Origin of the sequence: Lysobacter sp. Root604 (assembly GCF_001427505.1) — a bacterium.
Classification (GTDB): domain Bacteria; phylum Pseudomonadota; class Gammaproteobacteria; order Xanthomonadales; family Xanthomonadaceae; genus Lysobacter.
This window is the reverse complement of sequence record NZ_LMGS01000009.1, coordinates 1,485,364-1,504,557: the sequence shown is the minus strand read 5'-3', so window position 1 is coordinate 1,504,557 and position 19,194 is coordinate 1,485,364. Positions and strand designations below refer to the sequence as shown.

16 protein-coding genes are annotated in these 19,194 nt (G+C 69.2%); 6 read left to right on the top strand and 10 right to left on the bottom strand.

The window, feature by feature from the left end:
- Window positions 1–115: 115 nt before the first annotated feature.
- The 4 genes from ASD69_RS14945 to dusB all read left to right on the top strand — a co-directional run bounded on the left by ASD69_RS14945 (window position 116) and on the right by dusB (window position 4,871).
- Window positions 116–2,239: a TonB-dependent receptor gene (locus ASD69_RS14945; RefSeq protein ID WP_056179566.1), complete on the top strand. Its 2,124-nt coding sequence runs from the start codon at window positions 116–118 to the stop codon at window positions 2,237–2,239.
- A gap of 28 nt (window positions 2,240–2,267) precedes the next feature.
- Window positions 2,268–3,362 carry a PepSY-associated TM helix domain-containing protein gene (locus ASD69_RS14940; protein WP_056179561.1) on the top strand — a complete coding sequence of 365 codons (1,095 nt, stop codon included), beginning with the start codon at window positions 2,268–2,270 and terminating at the stop codon, window positions 3,360–3,362.
- 92 nt (window positions 3,363–3,454) lie between these two features.
- On the top strand, window positions 3,455–3,790 hold the full coding sequence (locus ASD69_RS14935; RefSeq protein WP_056179558.1) for a YegP family protein: 336 nt from the start codon (window positions 3,455–3,457) through the stop codon (window positions 3,788–3,790).
- An 82-nt stretch (window positions 3,791–3,872) separates the two neighbouring features.
- Window positions 3,873–4,871, top strand: a complete 999-nt coding sequence (dusB, locus tag ASD69_RS14930) for a tRNA dihydrouridine synthase DusB (protein ID WP_056179554.1) — start codon at window positions 3,873–3,875, stop codon at window positions 4,869–4,871.
- A 64-nt stretch (window positions 4,872–4,935) separates the two neighbouring features.
- Here the strand turns inward: dusB and ASD69_RS14925 are convergent, their stop codons facing one another.
- The 8 genes from ASD69_RS14925 to ASD69_RS14890 form a co-directional block, all read right to left on the bottom strand.
- Window positions 4,936–5,385, bottom strand: a complete 450-nt coding sequence (locus ASD69_RS14925; protein WP_200943999.1) for a PEGA domain-containing protein — start codon at window positions 5,383–5,385, stop codon at window positions 4,936–4,938.
- A gap of 207 nt (window positions 5,386–5,592) precedes the next feature.
- A complete protein-coding gene (locus ASD69_RS14920; protein WP_056179551.1) occupies window positions 5,593–6,642 on the bottom strand; it encodes a metal-dependent hydrolase in 1,050 nt (349 codons plus the stop codon).
- 108 nt (window positions 6,643–6,750) lie between these two features.
- Window positions 6,751–7,140 carry a VOC family protein gene (locus ASD69_RS14915; protein ID WP_056179546.1) on the bottom strand — a complete coding sequence of 130 codons (390 nt, stop codon included), beginning with the start codon at window positions 7,138–7,140 and terminating at the stop codon, window positions 6,751–6,753.
- Window positions 7,137–8,189 (bottom strand): ferritin-like protein, encoded by a 1,053-nt coding sequence (locus ASD69_RS14910; protein ID WP_056179543.1) that lies wholly within the window; start codon window positions 8,187–8,189, stop codon window positions 7,137–7,139. Before ASD69_RS14910 ends, ASD69_RS14915 begins: the two co-directional genes overlap by 4 nt.
- Window positions 8,186–10,147, bottom strand: a complete 1,962-nt coding sequence (locus ASD69_RS14905; RefSeq protein WP_056179540.1) for a hypothetical protein — start codon at window positions 10,145–10,147, stop codon at window positions 8,186–8,188. The genes ASD69_RS14910 and ASD69_RS14905 overlap by 4 nt, the downstream gene beginning before the upstream one ends.
- 92 nt (window positions 10,148–10,239) lie before the next feature.
- Window positions 10,240–11,148 (bottom strand): hypothetical protein, encoded by a 909-nt coding sequence (locus ASD69_RS14900; protein WP_056179539.1) that lies wholly within the window; start codon window positions 11,146–11,148, stop codon window positions 10,240–10,242.
- Between the two features lie 83 nt (window positions 11,149–11,231).
- Window positions 11,232–11,954: a VTT domain-containing protein gene (locus ASD69_RS14895; protein ID WP_082576499.1), complete on the bottom strand. Its 723-nt coding sequence runs from the start codon at window positions 11,952–11,954 to the stop codon at window positions 11,232–11,234.
- Entirely contained in the window at window positions 11,951–13,852 is a 1,902-nt protein-coding gene (locus ASD69_RS14890; RefSeq protein ID WP_162250660.1) for a TonB-dependent receptor, read from the bottom strand. Before ASD69_RS14890 ends, ASD69_RS14895 begins: the two co-directional genes overlap by 4 nt.
- Window positions 13,853–14,444: 592 nt before the next feature.
- Here ASD69_RS14890 and ASD69_RS14885 point away from each other — a divergent pair.
- The gene (locus tag ASD69_RS14885; RefSeq protein ID WP_157489415.1) at window positions 14,445–14,747 is read left to right on the top strand and encodes a hypothetical protein; all 303 of its coding nucleotides are present in this window, start codon (window positions 14,445–14,447) and stop codon (window positions 14,745–14,747) included.
- 302 nt (window positions 14,748–15,049) lie between these two features.
- On the opposite strand, the gene ASD69_RS14880 is transcribed toward ASD69_RS14885, so the two are convergent.
- Window positions 15,050–15,874, bottom strand: a complete 825-nt coding sequence (locus tag ASD69_RS14880; RefSeq protein WP_056179530.1) for a UDP-2,3-diacylglucosamine diphosphatase — start codon at window positions 15,872–15,874, stop codon at window positions 15,050–15,052.
- Entirely contained in the window at window positions 15,871–17,631 is a 1,761-nt protein-coding gene (locus tag ASD69_RS14875) for a lysophospholipid acyltransferase family protein (RefSeq protein ID WP_056179527.1), read from the bottom strand. Before ASD69_RS14875 ends, ASD69_RS14880 begins: the two co-directional genes overlap by 4 nt.
- 196 nt (window positions 17,632–17,827) lie before the next feature.
- On the opposite strand from ASD69_RS14875, the gene metK reads away from it, so the two are divergent.
- The gene (gene metK / locus ASD69_RS14870; RefSeq protein ID WP_056179524.1) at window positions 17,828–19,051 is read left to right on the top strand and encodes a methionine adenosyltransferase; all 1,224 of its coding nucleotides are present in this window, start codon (window positions 17,828–17,830) and stop codon (window positions 19,049–19,051) included.
- The last annotated feature ends 143 nt before the right edge of the window (window positions 19,052–19,194 follow it).

Sequence of the window (19,194 nt, the reverse complement as noted above, 5' to 3'; positions counted from 1 at the left end):
ATGTCTCAAAGCCCGCCGTAGCCAACTCCGGGCTGCCAGCCGACCCCACCTCCGGCTGTCAAATGAGAATAACTCGCATTATCATGACGGTCCCCTGCAGTTCCCGGACTCGGTAATGCCCCCTCGCCACCTGCTCGCCAGCGCCCTGCTGGCCGTCCTCGCCGCACCCGTCGCCCACGCCGCCGACGCGGCCACCGACCTCGACCGCGTCACCGTCTCGGCCAGCACCAGCCGCATGCCGAACTCCGAGGCCGCGCTGCCGAACACGATCACCGTGATCGACCAGGAGCAGCTGCGCCAGCAACTCGCGGTCACCCAGGACATCTCGCAGGTGCTGGCCAACCTGATCCCCTCGTTCTCGCCCTCGCGCCAGAAGCTCACCAACGGCGGCGAGACCCTGCGCGGGCGCAAGCCGCTGTACCTGGTGGACGGCGTGCCGCAGTCCACGCCGCTGCGCGAAGGCGGACGCGACGGCCACACCGTCGATCCGGCCATGATCGAACGCATCGAGGTCATCCACGGCGCCAACGCGCTGCAGGGCCTGGGCGCCTCGGGCGGCATCATCAACATCATCACCAAGCGCGCCCCGCGCCAGGACGGCGAAACGTTCCAGGACGTCAGCATCGGCGCCAGCACCGCGCTGCCGAACCGCAGCGACAGCACCGGCTATCGCGCCTCCTATCTGTTCGGCACCCGCAGCGGCGCCTTCGATTTCGTCGGCGGCCTGTCCTACGCCAGCGAGGGCCTGTACTACGACGGCAACGGCGACGCGATCGCGGTCAACGACATCCAGGGCGACCTGATGGACGCGCGCAGCCACAACCTGTTCGCCAAGCTGGGCTGGGAACTCGACGACGAGCGCCGCCTGCAGCTCACCGCCAGCCGTTACGAGCTGCAGGGCAACAACGACTACATCACCGTCAACGGCAGCCTCGCCACCGGCCAGCTCGCGACCTCGGCGCGCGGCAGCCGCGAGGGCGAAGGCGCGCGCAACCGCTCGACCTCGGTGGCGCTGGACTACAGCGACAAGTCGCTGGCCGGCGGCTATTTCCAGGCGCAGGTGTACTGGGTGGACTTCAACGGCCTGTACGGCGCGTCCGACTGGGGCGACTTCTGGCGCGACGGCCGCGACCTCAACTGGTGGGACCAGTCGCAGAACGTGTCCGAGAAGCTCGGCGGCAAGTTCAGCTGGTCGCGCGACAACCTGTTCGACCAGCGCCTGCGCGTGACCCTGGGCCTGGACTGGGGACGCGACACCACCTATCAGGAACTGGTGGTCGCGCGCATGAACTGGGTGCCGGAAACCCAGTACGAATCCTGGTCGCCGTTCGTGCAGGCCGAGTGGTGGCTCACCGATAAGATCATGCTGACCGGCGGCCTGCGCTACGAGCGCGGCAAGCTCAAGGTCGACGATTTCACCACCATTCCCGCCAACGCCGGCGGCAGCCGCTTCGTCGCCGGCGGCACGCCTAAGACCAGCGAGACCCTGCCGAACTTCGGCGTGGTGTTCGAGGCCACCGATTCGCTGAAGTTCTACGCCTCCTACGCCGAGGGCTACACCGTCGCCGACATCGGCCGCGTGCTGCGCGGCATCACCGCGCCGAACCAGCGCGTCGACAACCTGGTCGATCTGTCGCCGGTGGTGTCGGACAACCGCGAGATCGGCGTCGATTTCGACAACGGCCGCTGGCTGGCGCATTTGGCCGCGTACTGGTCGGACTCCGACCTGGGCTCGCGCCTGGCCTTCGACACCGCCACCCAGAGCTACAACGTGGTGCGCGAGCGCACCGAAATCCGCGGCATCGAAGGCAACGTCGCGTTGCAGTTCTCCGAGGCCGGCCGCGTCGGCCTGGGCTACGCCGGCGCCAAGGGCCGCTACGACAGCAACGGCGACGACCGCGTCGACAGCGACCTGCCCGGCATCAACATCAGCCCCGACCGCGTGACCGCGTTCTGGGACCAGCGCTGGACGCCGACGATCTCCACCCGCCTGCAGGGCAGCCGCTCGCTGGACCGCGACTTCGACCTGCGCGGTACGCAAGTCGCCAGCGCCGACGGCACCACCACCGTCGATCTGCAGGCGCGTTTCGCGCTGCCGCTGGGCAGCCTGAGCCTGGGCATCGAGAATCTGTTCGACGAGCAGTACATCACCTACTACTCGCAGAGCACGCCGCGCGCCGACACCTATGTCGCCGGTCGCGGGCGCGTGTTCAGCGCGAGCTGGTCGCACCGTTTCTAAGCGCAAGCCCACACCATTCGAGCCCAGCATGACGTCGCGCCAGGCATCCCATCCGATCAAGCGCCGCCTGCGGGCGACGCTGAAGTGGCTGCATCTGTGGCTGGGCCTCGGCGCAGGCCTGGTGTTCGCGCTGGTCGCGCTGTCGGGCACCGTGCTGGCGTTCCAGCGCGAGCTGCTGGCGTGGTCGCATCCGCAACTGATCGAACACGCACCGCCGTCGCCCGCGCAGCGCGAAGCCGCGCTCGCGCGCATCGTCGCCGACTGGCAGGCGCAGGGCCTGAGCTCGCTGGACCTGCCGAGCGCGCAGTTGCCGGTATGGCAGGGCTATTTCCCCGACGGCGAGCGGCGCTACTTCGACGGCGCCAGCGGCGAGCTGCTGCTGGTGCGCAACAAGGGCAACGACTGGGTGCTGTGGCTGCGCGACTGGCATACCCATCTGCTGAGCGGCAAAGCCGGCGAACAAGTGCTGGGCGTGGTCGGCCTGATCGCGCTGTTTCTGCTGTTGAGCGGTCTGTACCTGTGGTGGCCGCGCTGGTCCGCGCTCGGCGCAAGCTTGCGCTGGTACCGCGGCCCGCCGACCCGACGCTGGTTCAGCTGGCACCGCGGCGCCGGCGTGCTGTGGCTGCCGCTGACCCTGTTGGCGGTGCTGACCGGCGTCGGCATGGTCTACGACGGCGCCACCCGCAGCGGCCTGCGTTTCGCGTTCGGCGACGGCGAAGACGCGCGCAAGCCGCCCAAGCTGGCCGCCAGCGCACGCGCGATCGATTGGCCGGCGGTGCTGCGTGCGGCCGACGGCCGCCTGGCCGGCGCCGAACTGCGCCGCATCGGCCTGCCCAAGGCCGACAGCGGCCTGGTCTCGATCCGCATGCGCGCGGCCGGCGAATGGCACCCCGTCGGCCGCAGCGTGGTCTGGCTGGACCCCTACCGCGTGGCCGTGCTCGGCGTGCACGACGCCACCGCCCAGGACCGCGGCGCGCGCGTCAGCGAAGCCCTGTATCCCTTGCACGGCGGCTTCGTCGGCGGCCGGGTCTGGCAGGCGCTGGTCGCCTTCACCGGCCTGGTGCCGAGCTTCCTGCTGGTCACCGGCTTCCTGTTCTGGCGCCGCCGCACCGCCCGGCGCTGAGCGGCCCTGGCGGCCGGCTCCCGATGGACCGGTAACAAAGCCTGGTCTAGTGTGCTTGACTAGGGTCCTAACCCTTCCAAGGAGGAAACACGATGGCCGGCAAGTTCGAGATCAGCAAACGCTCCAACGGCGAGTTCCAGTTCGTGCTCAAGGCCGGCAACGGCCAGGTGATCCTGACCAGCGAAGGCTATGCGGCCAAGGCGTCCTGCACCGCCGGCATCGAGTCCGTGCGCAAGAACAGCCAGGATCCCAAGCGCTACGACCGCAAGACCGCCAGCAACGCCAAGCTCTATTTCAACCTGACCGCCACCAACGGCCAGGTGATCGGCACCAGCCAGATGTACGCCGACGAAAGCGGCCGCGAGAACGGCATCGCCTCGGTGACGCTGAACGCGCCGGGTGCCACGGTCGACGATCAGACCGACTGAGTTCCCTGCCCGGTCGGCTCAGGCCGGCCGGGCCCCTGAGCGCACGCGAAGCGGGCCGCCCGGCGCCCGCTACAATGGCCGCATGCGCATCGGTCCCCACGACATCGATCCCCGCGTGGTGCTGGCGCCGATGGCCGGCGTCACCGACAAGCCGTTCCGGGTGCTGTGCAAGCGTCTGGGGGCCGGTCTGTGCGTGTCGGAGATGACCACCAGCGACGCGCGCTTCTGGAACACGGCCAAGTCGCGTCACCGCATGGACCACAGCGGCGAACCGGCGCCGATCAGCGTGCAGATCGCCGGCACCGTGCCCGAGATCATGGCCGAGGCGGCGCGCCACAACGTCGGCCACGGCGCCCAGATCGTCGACATCAACATGGGCTGCCCGGCCAAGAAGGTCTGCAACGCCTGGGCCGGTTCGGCGCTGATGCGCGACGAGGCCTTGGTCGGCCGAATTCTGGATGCGGTGGTGCGGGCGGTGGATGTGCCGGTCACGCTCAAGATCCGCACCGGCTGGGATCACGATCAGCGCAACGCCTTGAACATCGCGCGCATCGCGCAGGCCGCGGGCATCCAGGCCCTGGCGGTGCACGGCCGTACCCGCGATCAGCAGTACACCGGCAGCGCCGAGTACGACACCATCGCCGCGGTCAAGGCGGAACTGCGCATCCCGGTGCTGGCCAACGGCGATATCGATACGCCGCACAAGGCCGCGATGGTGCTGGCGCGCACCGGTTGCGACGCGGTGATGGTCGGCCGCGCGGCGCAGGGGCGGCCGTGGATCTTCCGCGAGATCGCGCATTACCTGGCCCACGGCGAGCTGCTGGCGGAGCCGTCGCTGCGCGAGATCCGCGACTGGCTGCTCGGCCACCTCGAACACTTGCACGCGTTCTACGGCGAAGTCTCGGGCGTGCGCATCGCGCGCAAGCACCTGGGCTGGTACGCCAAGGACCGGCCCGAGAACGCCGCGTTCCGCGCCGTGGTCAATCGCGCCGAGAGCGCGGACGCGCAGTTGCGCCTGACCCGCGACTACTTCGACGCGCTGATCGCCGGCGTGGCGCCGCAACTGTCCGCGGCGGCCTGATCGCGGGCTTCGCGGCGGCTCGGCGCATGTCGCTCGAGCCGCCATGAACCCTGTCGTCAGGACGTCAGCGCTTCTTCTTCGCCTTGCTCTTGCTCTGGGCGTATTCCTCCGGGGTCTGACCGCCCTCCGGCACCGCTGGAAAACTCGGCGCGGCGCAACCGGGCGTTTCCTCGACCAGCGTCACCGCGAGCGGGTTCGGACGCAGGTCCTTGGTGGCGCCGCTGGCGGCGTCCACGCCCACGCCGATCAGCCCTCCGACAAGCACGTTACCGGCCATGCCGGCCGCGCCCGAACCCGCGATCTGGCTGTGCACTTGAGTCAGCACCGGACGGAATCCGCTTTTGCACAGTTCCACGGCGAGCGGATACTTGCGCTTCAGGGTCAAGGTACACGGCGTTTCGCAGCGCTCGCCATTGGATAGCGAGACCGTCGCGCCGATCGGCGTGCTGTCGATGGTGAGCGCTTGCGTCGTGCCGCGCGTGATCGTGGCGCAACCGACGCTGGCCAGCGTCATGAAGACGCCCGTCGCCAACCCGAGTCGGCGTAGGAAAATCGGCATATTGTTCCCCTGTGCATGAAGGACGCATGCGTCCTGCGACCCCCAGTCGCGGTCGCATATCAGCACAGCGAATCGGCGCTAGCAACTGCGACGTACGCGCACGAAAACGCCCGCACGCAAAGCGCATTCGCTCTCAACATCAATGGCACACAACGTGTGCCTTCATTGCGCGGAGGGCGCGCCCGCGTCGGCTGTGCCAACGGCCGCCGACGGCTCGTTCCAGATGCGCGTCCACATCGCCGGCAAGCGATCGGCGGCCTGCCACGGCCATTGCAGCTGCTGCGCGGGCACCTCGCTCCAACCGTCGGCGCCGCGTCGGGCGACCACGAAGCGGAAGTTGTAGTCCGGCTCCAGCCCCATGCGCAGATCGCTCAGCACCAGCTGGCCGTCGCGTTGCTCGGCCTTCATGAAGCCGTGGTTGAACCAGGCCAGACGCGCGACGGCCGGGTATGCCGCGACCTGGCGATAGGCGTCCACGTCGGAGCGGTAGGCCTGAAAACGCATGGGACCGCGATCCGCGTAGAGCGAACGTTCGCCCTCGACATAGCCTTGCGGCGTCATCGCCACCACCCGCCATAGCAGGATGTTGAACGGCATCGGCACCGAGAAGCGTGGCGCATCGGCCAGGCCCATCGCCAGCAACGCCGGTTGCGCGGCGCGCTCGGCGCGCTGCTTGGCCCATAGCGAACCGCCCAGGTACAGCGTGCTCAAGGCCAGGCCCAACAACAACGCCGGCTGCGCGCTGGCCTTCACGCGCGCGAACCAGGCCCAGATGCAGGCCGCCAGCAGCCACACGGTGTAGAGCGGATCGATGATGAAGATGCTGGACCACATGACCGGTCGCACCGTCAGCGGCCACAGCAACTGCGTGCCGTAAACGGTGAACGCGTCCAGGATGGGATGCGTGAGCAAGGCCGCCTGCATCGCCCAGAACCAACGCCGCGGCGATTGCGCCACGCGGCCGCCGCGACGGCGGAACCAGGCCCACACGGCCCAGGCCACGAACGGCAGCACCAGCAGCGAATGGCTGAGGCTGCGGTGCCAGGTCATGCGCGCGACCGGATCGTCGGTGAGCAGGTTCACCGGTATCACGTCCAGGTCCGGCAAGGTGCCGAGGGCGGCGCCGGCCAGCAGGGCGGCGCGACGATGGCCGGCCGGGGCGATGGCGGCGCTGAGCGCGGCGCCGAGCACGATCTGAGTCAGGGAATCCATGCCCGCATGCTAGCGCGCACGGCGTTGCCGCTACGCGGGCGGCAGCGCCGCGTCGTACGCGTCGGTTCAGCGGCGGGCCGGCGCGCGCTGCGGCCGACCCGCATCACGCTAGCGCTGGAACGGCCGGATCAAACCGACCGGATTGCCCTCGGGGTCCTGGATCATCGCGAAGCTGTAGCCGTCGGCGTCGGCGGGCGCCATGTACTGACGCCCGCCGGCCGCGATCGCCGCGTCGATGGTGGCCTGCAGATCGTCGACCAACAGATAGAAGTTGTGCCCCGGTTCGAAGCCGGGCGTGTTCGGGTCGGCCTGGCCGATACCGCCCAGCAGCGGTTGCATGCGCACCGGGAAATGCACGTAAGCGAAGCCAGCATCGCCGTTCTCATAGCGCCAGCCGAACACTTGGCTGTAGAAGCGCTGCATCGCCGCCTGGTCCCGGGCGATGATCTCGAACATCGCCACCGGATGCCGGTTCACGGACGCGTCGCTGTCGCTCATCCCATACCCCCCTGGGTTTCGATGTACTCGTAGCTGGGGCCTACAGTGCGGCCCGTGCCGTCGCCGATATCGGTCTGCATCATCGCCACCGCCAGCACGCGCAGGTCGTACATCAGGCCGATCGCGCGATCCAAGGCCTGCGGCGTGCCGTTGAAGGCCTGATGCAGGGCGTTGAGCAAGGCGCTGTAGTTATAGGCGAATTGCTCGATGCGGCTGCGCGCCTGGGTACCGGGCGCGAAGTCGGCGATCTTGCAGTTCGGTTTCAGCGGCCAGATCGCCGACGGGTCGAACTCGATCGGTACGCCGGCGTAGGCGTAGCCCTCGGGCGTGGTGATCAGTTCGCGTCCGGCCACGATCGATCCGAACATATAAAAATGCGCGGGATCGCCCGGCGACTGGAACGGCGTGACCGAGCTGCCCTCGCCTTCCAGCTTGATGATCTCGATGGCGTGGCAGGCCGACTCCGGGCCTTCGATCGGAAACAGCTTGTCGGGCGGGAACCAGGCGCTGTTCACCACCTGCGGGGGCGCGCTGGTGTGCACGAAGATGTCCTGGCCCAGTTCGCGGATGCGCTGCTGGATGGCGTCGTAGAACTCGCCGATGGTCGCGTATTCGGGTTCGGTGCCGGCCTGCAGCATGCGCTGGCGGATCGGGATCTCCTCCTCGGGCTGCTCGATGGCCATGAACACGTGCTTGACCAGGCCCATCGAGAACGCCTCGATGCCGACCCGCAATCCGTCGCCGATGTCCATCGGCAGCGGGCCCGGGTACTTGGGCACGAAGTCGCGGGTGTTGATCCGCGGGCTGCCGCCGATCGCGATCAGGATGTTGGCGGCGATGCTCATGTGCAGCATCTCCTGCACGATGATGCTGCGGATCATCGCGGCGATGCGGCGGTTGCTGCCCGGCCGCAGCGACAGCATCGCGGTCAGGTAGGGCGGGATGGTGCTGTGTTCCAGCTCGACCGCGTTCTGCAGGTATTTATGCAGATCGACCGCGGTCTCGGCGGCGCGGATGCCGCTGAGGATTTCCGGACGCAGGCGGATCATGGCGTGTCTCCCGGTTCTTGGCCCTGCCCCGCCTTGCGGCGCGCCAGGTACTGCAGGACGAACGCGGACTTGCCCGCGCTTTGCAGCGGCGCCAGATCGACCGGCGCGGGTTCCTGCGCGACGGCGGCGGCGGCGACGGGGGTCTCGGCGACGGTGGGCGCCAGCGGCGGTTTGCCGAGCAAGGGCAAGCCGTCGGGCGCGGGCGTGTCCAGCCAGCGCAGGATGGTGGCGCGATCGCCGGCGCTGAGGTCGCGCGTGACCGGCATGTGGTTGGGATCGCGGCGCGGGAGCGAGAATGCCAGGCGCAGCGCCTTCAAGCGCGTGATCACCGAGTCGTAGCTGCGCAGATCGACCACGTAGCGGCTCATGATCGGATAGAGGTTGCCGTACTGGGTAAACAAGGGCTGGATGTCGTCGTACCAGGTCGGCGCCGCCGGCGGCTCGGTCTTGCTGTAGACCAGCACGCTCACGTAGTTGAGCGGATTGGCGACATAGCCCGAGGGCTGGGCGGCGAGCTGGTAGCCGATGCCGTAGAGCTGGCCGGCGATGTAGCCGCGCGGCCGCCCCGGCCCGGCGTCGGACGCGCGCAATTCGACCTGGGCGCGGCCGGCCGCATCGGTGGTCGCGGTCGCGGCGTAGGCGATGGCGTCTGTGGGCGTGCCGATGTCGGGAATCGCCGCATGCGGCCGCGTCGGCGGCGTCATCGTGTCGCCGCCGCCGGAACCGCCCATGAAACCCTCGGTGGCGCTGAGCGCGATCCCGGCCCCGGCCAGCGGCTGGCCGTAGCGGGTGGCGTAGAACTCCAGACGGTCGCGCTCGCCCGGATCGAGGCGGAACACGAAGTCGTCGGCACGCAGGTACTGGCCGTCGAGCGACTCCTGCATTAGCACCTTGTAGAAGCCCGAGGGCTGCGGCGACAGCAACAGCAAGGGGCAGGCCGGCAGGAAGCTCTGCGCGCGCGGGTTCGCGCTGAGGTCGAAATCGATCACGCCCGCGGTCTGCGCGTACCAGTCCGGCGTTTGGTACGGCACTTCGCCGATCAGCGCGACCGAGTTGGCCGGAATGTCCGCGACCAGCTCAGCCGGCGGATTGAAGCTCAATACGCCGATCACCAGCGGGCCGAGATCTTCGAAGCCGCTGTCGGCGCTCTTGATCGGCAGAGTGTTGCCCAGGTCCAGGGTCAACGCACTCAGGTCGGACGCGACCTGGCCCTGGGCATCGTAGACGCCGTTCTTGGGCGCCAGCGGCGACTTCCCCGACGGCATCGCGATCATCTGCCGGCCGCGCACGAAATGCTTGGGCTCGCCGCGCAGATAGGGGCCGATGCTGCCGACCACGTGGCCCATGGTGTAGCGCGGGATGGTGGCGTCGCGACCGTAGCCGTAGACGTTGAACGCTATCGACAGCAGACCGTCCTCGGTGGCCTCGCGCAATGCGCGCAGCAGCGGCGAATCCAGGGCCGCGTCCCAGGCGATGTCCTCCAGCACCGACTGGTAGTTCGCCGCCAGCTTCTGATCCATGGGCACGCCGCTCTTCTGGCGTTGCCACAGGTTGCAGAACGCGACCGGCTTGAACTCGCCCTGCAGCACCGCCTTGCGCGCCGCGTCCAGCAGGCGCAGCTGCATGCCCCAGATCTGCGAGACCATCTGCTGCTGCGGGTCCAGATCGACCAGCTTGCCGGGCGCGCGCTGGTCGGCGTTCTCCAGCAGCATGCCGATCGCGGGATCGTCGCCGGCGCCGCGCAGGGCCTTGCCGGCGAGCGCGCCGCCGGTCACCGCGCAATCCAGGAAGCGGAAGATGCCGGTGCCTTCGGGGTTCCAACTGCCGTTCTGGTTGTACTGCTGATACTCGGGAACGAAGGAGTCGTTCTGGAAGGTGCGGACGTCGTTGTTGATGGTAGAGACGTCGGCCTGGAACCAGCCGCTGAAGTGCAAGCGCGGCGCGTCTAGGTAACTCATCGGGTGTGCTCCTGGCTATCGCGGCGCCGAGGGTCCGGGCCGCGTCCTTGCTGGGATTCGGGTTCGCGAGAACCCGGCCGGTCCTGCGGCTGCTATTTCTTCTGCTTGCCCGCCTGCTCCTTGTCCGGGCAGTCGCCGTCGAACAGACAGCACCACTCCGGCTCGACCGGACACATCTGCGCGACCTGGTCCCAGGTCGCGGCCGGATCGGGGCGTTCGGCGCGGAAGCTGCTGTAGTTCTGGCTCACGATCGGCGCGTTGGGCGGATCGGCGGGATAGCCCGAGAAAAAGAACGACTGCGGATGACGATAGGACGGCGCGTTCGCGTCCATCGGATGGTCGGAGGTGGGCTCGCGCCAGAACGCGTAACCGAACAGGATCTTCTGCGGGCCGACTTCGCGCGCATAGGCTTGCACGCTGCCGCCCAGATGGGTGCTGCGCTGGGCGTCGTAAGGCAGGTGCTTGATGAAGTCCAGGCGCGGCGGATGGTTCTTGGGCGAGAACTTGCAGCACTGCGGCGTGCCCGCCGGACGGTCGGCGTAGCGCAGGAAATAGGCCTTGTTGCCCAGCGAGACGAAGGCGCAGGTGAAGTTGTTGGCCGAGGGGAAGATCGGCAGGCACTGCTTTTCGTAGTACTCCATCATCGCGCCCTCGCCGTCCTTGTCGGCGGGCACGTAGGTCGAGTCGTAGTAGGTCGCGCCGTAGGACACCTGGTAGTCGGCCGGCGTCAGGCCCGCCGGCGGCGAGGTGTAGGGCGGCGGGTATTGCTCGTAGTTGGCGAACACCCGGTACATGGTCCAACCGCTGGTCCACCACTTCGGATACAGCGGGTCGCTGGGCTCGCCGGGCTTGCGCGCATGGATGCAGCGCGAGGCGGGCACGCAGCCTTTGTCGTTGTGGACGCCGCCGGTGTAGTAGATGTGGCGCTCGGCCGGCGTCTGCTTCGGCTTCGCGGCCTCGATCCTGGGGCCGGACGCCGCCGCCGTGCCGGCCGCCAGCATCAGCGCCAGCGCGCACCGGACCGCGATGCCTCGTGCCGACGCCCCTGTTCTGTTCCTCGACGCTGCGCTTGCGGAGATCCTGCTCATGGCGTTACTCCTCGATCGTGTTCACGGGATACAGCGGAGCCCGCGCCGGCCAGCAGCCGGCGCAGGAGGATGCGATGGATCAGCCAGACCAGGGCCGGCAGGGCGAGCAGGGTCGGCAGCATCGCGGCCGGATGCGGTTCGCTCAGGCCCAGCCAGGCGCTGGCGCCGTACAGCGCACCGACCGCGCAGGACGACAGCGCCGCATGCGCGAACGCGGCCAGCGGCGGCACCCGCCACACCCCGGCCAGCAAGGCGCTGAGTTCGGCCAGCACCGGCAGCGGCCGCGCGGCGACGATCCACCACAGCGCCTGGCGCCGCGCCGACGCGCGCGCGCGATCCCACAAGGCCGCGCCGATCCAGCGCCGCAGGCGCGCCTCGGGCAGGACCCGGCCCAGCGCGTAGCCGAGCGCGAAGGCGAGCAGGCCACCGGTCGCGACCGCAAGCCCGCCCCACAACGGTCCCAGTTCCCAGCACAGCAGCATGCCGATCACGCTGCTCGGCACCGGCAGCACCACATCGGCGACCAGCAGCGCGATGCCCAACGCGGCCAGCCACAGACGCGCGTCCTGCGCGGACAGCCAGGCCGGCGCGGCGCGGTCGAGGGCATCGCCCCACAGCGCGAACGGCACCAGCACGCAGGCCAGCAACACGACCGCGAACACCCCCAGGCGCCACCACGCCGCGCGGCCTGCCGATACGGCGGGCGCGTTACGGTTCATTGCAGCGGCCAACGCAGGGCCAGGCGCAGTCTGCGTCCGGGCGAGTCGGTGCCGATGGTTTCCTCGCTACGCGCGTCGGCGAGGTTGTCGATCGCCAGCAGCAGCTGCGCCGGCCCCCATTGCTGGCGCAGGCTCAGGTCCAGCGTGGTGGTCGCGTCCAGCCGGCGCTCGCCGGTGGGAATCGAAGAATCGTAGCGTCGGCCCAGGTGTCGCAACGCCAGGGACAGTTCGCGACGCTCGCCCAGCGGCATGCCCACGGATGCGCTCCACTGCGCGCGCGGCCGATAGCGCAGCCGCGTTTCGTCGCCGTCGCCGTCGTAGGCCTTTACGCGCATCCAGCTGCCTTCGAATTGCAGGCGCCAGTCGTTGGCGTAGCGCCGTCCCGCGCGCCACTCCAGGCCGCGCGTTTCGATGCGCGCCCGGTTCACCAGTTGCGGCGGCGGGCCGGCGTCGAAATCGATCAGGTCGCGATAGCGCGCGTCGAACAGCGTCAGACGCAGGCTCCAGGGTGCGTCGGCCGCGGTCGCGTAGTAGAGCTCGCGATGCAACGCGCGCTCGGGCTTGAGCGCGGGGTTTCCGACCAGCGGATGCGCGAGCGCATAGAAGCTGGGCCGCTTGGACGAGCGCGCGACCGACAGGCCCCATTCGCCGTGCTCGCCGCCCAGCGCGCGCTGCAACGACAGCATGGGATGGGTGGCGTCGTCGCCGCGATCGGGATGCTCGTAACGCAGGCCGCCCTGCGCGGTCCAAGGCCCCGCTTGCCAACGCGCCTCGGCGAAGGCGCTGGCGGTACTGCGGCGCAACGAGAAGCCGGCCGGCAGCGCGAAGCCGCCGAAATCGATCAGGCTGTCGAGGTCGCCGCGCTCGCGCTGGTACTGCGTGCCCAGGGTGAACATCAGCCCGTCGCCGGCCCGCAACAGCCAGTGCAATTGGGCTTCGTCGCGGCGATAGTCGCCGAGGCTGCGCATCGCCGGCAGGCCGAAGGGATCGCGCAGGCCCGGTGCGACGCCCGGCGTATCCTCGTCGCCATCGCGCGCGAGCGTCGCCAGTTGCGCTTCGATCGCGCCGCCGCGGCGCAGCCGGTATTCGCCACGCAAGGACAGCTGGCGGCTGCGGCTGCGGCGGCTGTCCAGGCTGCGGATCGCGGCATACGCGTCGCCGCCGCTGTCGTCGGGGAAGGCCAGATTGCGGCTGTCGCTGTAGCGCGCGGCCGCGTGCAGGCGGGTGCGCTCGCCCACGGCGCGGTCCCAGCCGAGGTTGGCGGCGCGCACGCGGTTGCGCGCGCCGCTTTCGCCGTTTTCCTCGCGCTGGGTCGCGCTAGCGCGCAAGGCCGTGCCTGCCCACGACGCCTGCGCCGCGCGCAAGCCGTCGCCGCCGACACTGGCGCCCAGGGTGGCGCCGGGCGCGGCACGGCGGGTGAAGATATGGATCAATCCCGCGATCGCTTCGGCGTTGACCACGCTGGCGTTGCCGCGGACGATCTCGATGCGTTCGATGTCGTCGCTGGACAAGGTATTGAGATCGACCGCGCTGCCGCGCGAAGACAAGGGATCGTTCTGGCGCACGTGATCGATCAGGACCACCACGTGGCTGGGATCGGCGCCGCGCAGATACAGCGCGCCGAAGCCGCCGCTGCCCGCGCCGCGATCGATCACGATGCCGGCCTGGCGCGACAGGATGTCGGCCGCGCTCAGTCCCTGCAGCGCATCCAGATCGGCGCGCTCCAGCACCGTCACGTGCTGGCTCGCGGCCGCGGCGGTGATCGGCAGGGCGCTGGCGCTGACCCGCTCGCGGTCCAGAGTGTGGATGTCGTCGGCGGCCTGCGCCGCGCGCAGCGGCGGCGCGACCAGCAACAGCGCGATAGCCAGAAGAGGGGGCGCGCAACGCGCCACAGGCATCAAGACATCCGGATCCTTCCGAACCATCGCGCACCGTCCCTGGTCGCTAAGCCGTTTTGTGGCCGGCGGCGCGGTCGCGCCGCGTTTACGCGTCGCTGCCGGCATCCCCTGTCCGCGGTCCGCGGCCATCGCTCCCCGATGCCCGTGTCCCGCCGTTCGGCTGGGGGACCCTCCCGCGGGGCTGAGGTTGGCACAGAATCCCGCGCCACGCCAATGCCCTCGCGCGGTGCAAGCAGGCGATGGCGCAGGCGTCGCATCGCGACATGGCGGGCGCCGCGGTCCTGGCTCGCGCGCGCCTGGAGCGGCGGCGCCAGGCCGCGATTTTCGGTATTCGCAAATCGCGCGCAAGCGCGCATCGATGCCGGTACAGCGCGCGCATGCGCGGCGACGAGACATCGCGATGCGATGCCGCCAAGCGCGCGTACGTTGCTGCCGTTCGTCGGTTTCGTCGCTTACATGACGTCAGTCACGGGCCGTTCCGGCACTCGTTCGCTTGCGCGCGAACGCGAATCATACGAGTGCCGGAGTCACCCCACACCGGCCTGCGGCGACGTCGCAGCCACAGGGCCAGGAGGCCCGACCGGAGAACGTCATGAACGCAAGAACCGCACTGTTCGTCGTCGCGATGGCCGCTACCGCACCGGTCTATGCGAATGAAGTCGTCGGCACGCTGTCGCAGGAAACCGGCCTCAGCGAACGCAAGGTCCAGATGATCGTCGGCAACCGCACCGCGTTCGCCGAGTACACCCGCAGCTACGATCGTTCGCTCGCGCAGTTCAAGCGCGCGCTCGGCAACGAACGCTACCAGCGCCTGATGGCCGGCCAGACCATCCAGGTCGGCGAGCACCGGGTCGCGCTGGGCGGCATGCAGGACCGCGACGTAGCCGCCAAGTAGTCGCGACGCATCCACCACCGCTTGCCGCCCTCCCCTACGCTTGGGCGGGCGGTTGGCGGATGCGGGGGTGGGTTTTGCGGCTGAGCTCGTTGGCTACAGCTTCGCGCGCTGCGCGGGGTTTGGTCTAGTGTGGCCGCTGCGTTCTGAGGCGAGCTCACGAAGTTCGGCGTTCGACGGCACGCCTCGACATGACGCTGAAGTCACTGGATCCCCGCCTTCGCGGGGATGACGAATCGAGATGACGCCGACTGGTCGGCGTCTACCTGAATCGCACGCCAGGAATCGAACGTTTCGACTAACTTTCAAGCCGCGTGCGGGAGCTGCGCGTCCGGCAGGCGCGGCGCGCGCGCCGGCAGCATCGCCAGGGTGTCGCCGTTGTGCGAGAGCAGCCGCAGGCTGCCGTCCGGATCTTCGGCCAGCGCGGTCAGGCTCTCGACCCAGTCGCCGTCGTTGGCGTAGACGCAGCCGTCGCGTTCGAACAGACCCGGGCGGTGGATATGCCCGCAGATCACCCCGTCCAGGCCGCGTCGGCGCGCGTCGTCCAGGCCGGCCTGCACGAAGCGCGCGATGTAGCGCTCGGCGGCGCCGCTTCGGCGCTTGAGGAATTCCGACAGCGACCAGTAGCGCAGGCCGAAGCGGCGCCGCACGCGGTTGAGCATCTGGTTGCCGGTGAGGATGCGGTAGTACAGCCAGTCGCCGAACTGCTCCTGCAGCCCGCCGAAGTGGGTCACGCCGTCGTAGTCGTCGCCGTGGGTGACCAGCAGGCGGCGGCCGTCGGCGGTGACGTGGATGCTGCGGCGCCGAATCGACATGCGCGGCAAGGCCAGGCCGCAGAAGCGCCGGATCGGCCGGTCGTGATTGCCGGGCACGTAGATCAGTTCGGTGCCCGCGCGCCGCAGCGCGTGCAGGGCCTCGATCACGCGGTACTGGGCCGCGCCCCAGGTCATGCGCCGCTGCGCCATCCACCACAGATCGACGATATCGCCGACCAGATACAGACGGTCGCAGCGCAGATGACCGAGGAACTCCGCCAGTTCGGCGGCGTGGCAATGCTTGGCGCCCAGATGCACGTCCGACAGGAACACGGCGCGACGACGGGGCGGCAGTTGGGCGATCGACGGGCTCATACGCGGCTCTCGCTGGCGACGGAAGCATCGTCGTGGCGCGCCGCGGCCGCTTCGGCCGCCGGGTCGACCACGCTCAGATAGCGTTCGCGCTTCTTCGGCCGCACGCGCTCCAGATCGACCTCGATCAGGCCGTCGACCGCGTCGCTGAAGGCCGGGTCCACGCCGAAGGCGAGGAACCGCGCCCCGCCCGGCTCGCACAATTCGGTGTACTGCTTGTAGAGCATGGGCAAGGTCGCGCCCAGCGCGTCCAGATTGCCGCGCAGCACCCGGAACGCGGTGCCGGCGTCGAGTTCGTCGAACTGCGGCGGCGCAGCGCGGTAGACGAAGGGCTGCTTCGACACCGCCTCGCCCTCCTCGGCGCCGTAGTAGTGCGCGTAGTAGGCGACGATCTGTTCGCGCGCGGCCGGCGGCAGCGCGGCGCTGATCGAGACCGGGCCGTACAGGTAGCGCACCTTGCGATGCCGGGCCAGGTAGGCGCCGATGCCCTGCCACAGATAATCGATGCTGCGGCTGCCCCAGTAGTCGGGCGCGACGAAGCTGCGCCCCAGCTCCATGCCCTGGGCCAGGCGCGGCACGGTGTCGTCGGCGTAGCGGAACAACGAGGCGGTGTAGAGCCCGGCCAGGCCGCGCTCGGCCAGCACCTGGGCACCGCGCGCGATGCGATAGGCGCCGGCGATCTTGGCCGCGGCCGCGTCCCACAGCACGATGTGTTCGTACCAGCTGTCGTAGAGGTCCACGTCCAGGCGCCGCCCGGTGCCCTCGCCGACCGCGCGGAACGTGAGCTCGCGCAAGCGACCGATCTCGCGCAACAGCTTGGAGCCCGGCTGCAGCCGGCCGACCCGGATCTGCTTGCCGTCGAAGGTCTGGCCCAGCGAGCTCAGGGCCGCGATCTCGATCTGCAGCGCGAGCGGATCGACCGCGTCGATCAGGGGTTCCGGGCCCTCGGGCGCGGGACGCTCGCGCACGGTGCCGATCGCGTGCAGCTCGCGCCGTACCTCGCGCAGCAGGCGGTCGGGGTCGGCGTCGGCGGGCAGGGTCAGCGGACGGCCGATGCGCAGGGCGATCCGGCGCGAGCCGCGCGCGAACATCTCGCGCGCCAGCAGCGCGGTGCCGGCCGGCTTGAACAGGGCGGAGGCGCCGTAGAACAGGGCCGAGTTGCGCGCTTCGATGCGCACCGGCAGCACCGGCGCGCCGGTCTTGCGCGCGAAACGCAGGAAACCGCGCCGCCAGCGCCCGTCGGTGACCCCGCGCAGACCCAGCCGCGCGACTTCGCCGGCCGGGAACACGATCACGCACTGCTCGGCCTCCAGCGCCGCCTCGATCGCCTGCAGGCTCTCGGCGCTGGGCCGGCCGCCGAGGATCTTGACCGGCAGGATCAGCCCTTCCAGCCCGTCCAGGGCCTGCAGCAGGTCGTTGGCGACGATGCGCACGTCGCGGCGCACGCTGCCGACCAGATCCAGCAGGGCCAGGGCGTCGATGGCGCCGGAGGGATGGTTGGCGACCACCAGCAGGCGTCCGCTGGCCGGAATGCGCTGCTTTTCGGCCGGATCGGCGCTGTAACGCGCCTGCAGGAACTCCAGGGCCGCGCCGACGAAGGCGAAACCGCGCAGATGGCCGTTCTCGGCCAGGAAACCGTCGACCGCGTCGAACTTCGACCAGCGCCCGATGGTGCGCAGCAGCGGCCGGGCCAGCCGCTCGCGGCGGCCCCGAAACCACTGCGGGAAGCGTTCTTGCAGGCGGCGTTCGAGTTGCAGCATGTGCTGGCGTCGCGGTGGCGGCGGTATGCCGCGCAGCCTGGGCCGCGCCGGAGACAGTCCGATGGCGCTGGGGCTTCAGGCGTGTGACAGCCGCTTAACGACCCGGCAACGCCGGAAATGGGCACAATGCGCCGAACCGGCCAAGCCTGTATTATGGGCGGCCATCTTTTTATCCGAATCGAAGGATATTCGCCCGATGTCCAGCTACCTGTTCACTTCCGAGTCCGTGTCCGAAGGCCATCCGGACAAGATTGCCGACCAGATTTCCGATGCAGTGCTGGACGCGATCCTGGCCCAGGACAAGCGCGCGCGCGTGGCCTGCGAAACCATGGTCAAGACCGGTGCGGCGATCGTCGCCGGCGAAGTCACCACCTCGGCCTGGGTCGATATCGAGTCGCTGGCGCGCAAGGTCATCAACGACATCGGCTACAACAATTCCAATGTCGGCTTCGACGGCCACACCTGCGCGATCATCAACATGCTCGGCAAGCAGTCGCCGGACATCGCCGCGGGCGTCGATCGCAAGAAGCCGGAAGAACAAGGCGCTGGCGACCAGGGCCTGATGTTCGGCTACGCCTGCAACGAAGCCCCGGAGTTCATGCCGGCGCCGATCTACTACTCGCACCGTCTGGTCGAGCAGCAGGCCAAGGTCCGCAAGCAGAAGAATTCCAAGCTGCCGTGGCTGCGTCCGGACGCCAAGTCGCAGGTCACCCTGCGCTACGACGACAAGCACCAGGTCGCCGGCCTCGACGCGGTCGTGCTGTCGACTCAGCACGATCCGGGCATCAAGCAGAAGGACCTGGTCGAGGGCGTGTACGAGCACATCCTCAAGCCGGTGCTGCCGAAGGCGTGGCTGGAAAAGCTGCCCAAGAGCAAGGTCCACATCAACCCGACCGGCATCTTCGTGATCGGCGGTCCGGTGGGCGACTGCGGCCTGACCGGCCGCAAGATCATCGTCGACAGCTACGGCGGCATGGCCCGTCACGGCGGCGGCGCGTTCTCGGGTAAGGATCCGTCCAAGGTCGATCGTTCGGCCGCCTACGCCGCGCGCTACGTCGCCAAGAACATCGTCGCCGCCGGCCTGGCCGACAAGTGCGAAGTGCAGGTCTCCTACGCGATCGGCGTGGCCGAGCCGACCTCGATCTCGGTCACCACCTTCGGCACCGGCAAGATCAGCGACGACAAGATCGAGAAGCTGATCCGCAAGCACTTCGACCTGCGCCCGTACGGCATCGTCAAGATGCTGGACCTGATCCACCCGGTCTACCAGCTGACCGCCGCTTACGGCCACTTCGGCCGCAAGCCGCGCGACGTCACCTACACCGACGGCGCCGGCAAGAAGCACACCGCGACCGCGTTCTCGTGGGAAAAGACCGACAAGGCCGACGATCTGCGCAAGGACGCCGGCATCAAGAAGTAATCCGCGCAGCGCCTTCGGGCGTCGCCACGAAAACGGAGCGCCTCGGCGCTCCGTTTTTGTTTGCGGGGCGCAAAAGCAAATCCCCCTCAATCCCCCTCAACAAAGGGGGAGGCAAAGCACCGCTTTTGGGGGCGCCCGTCTCG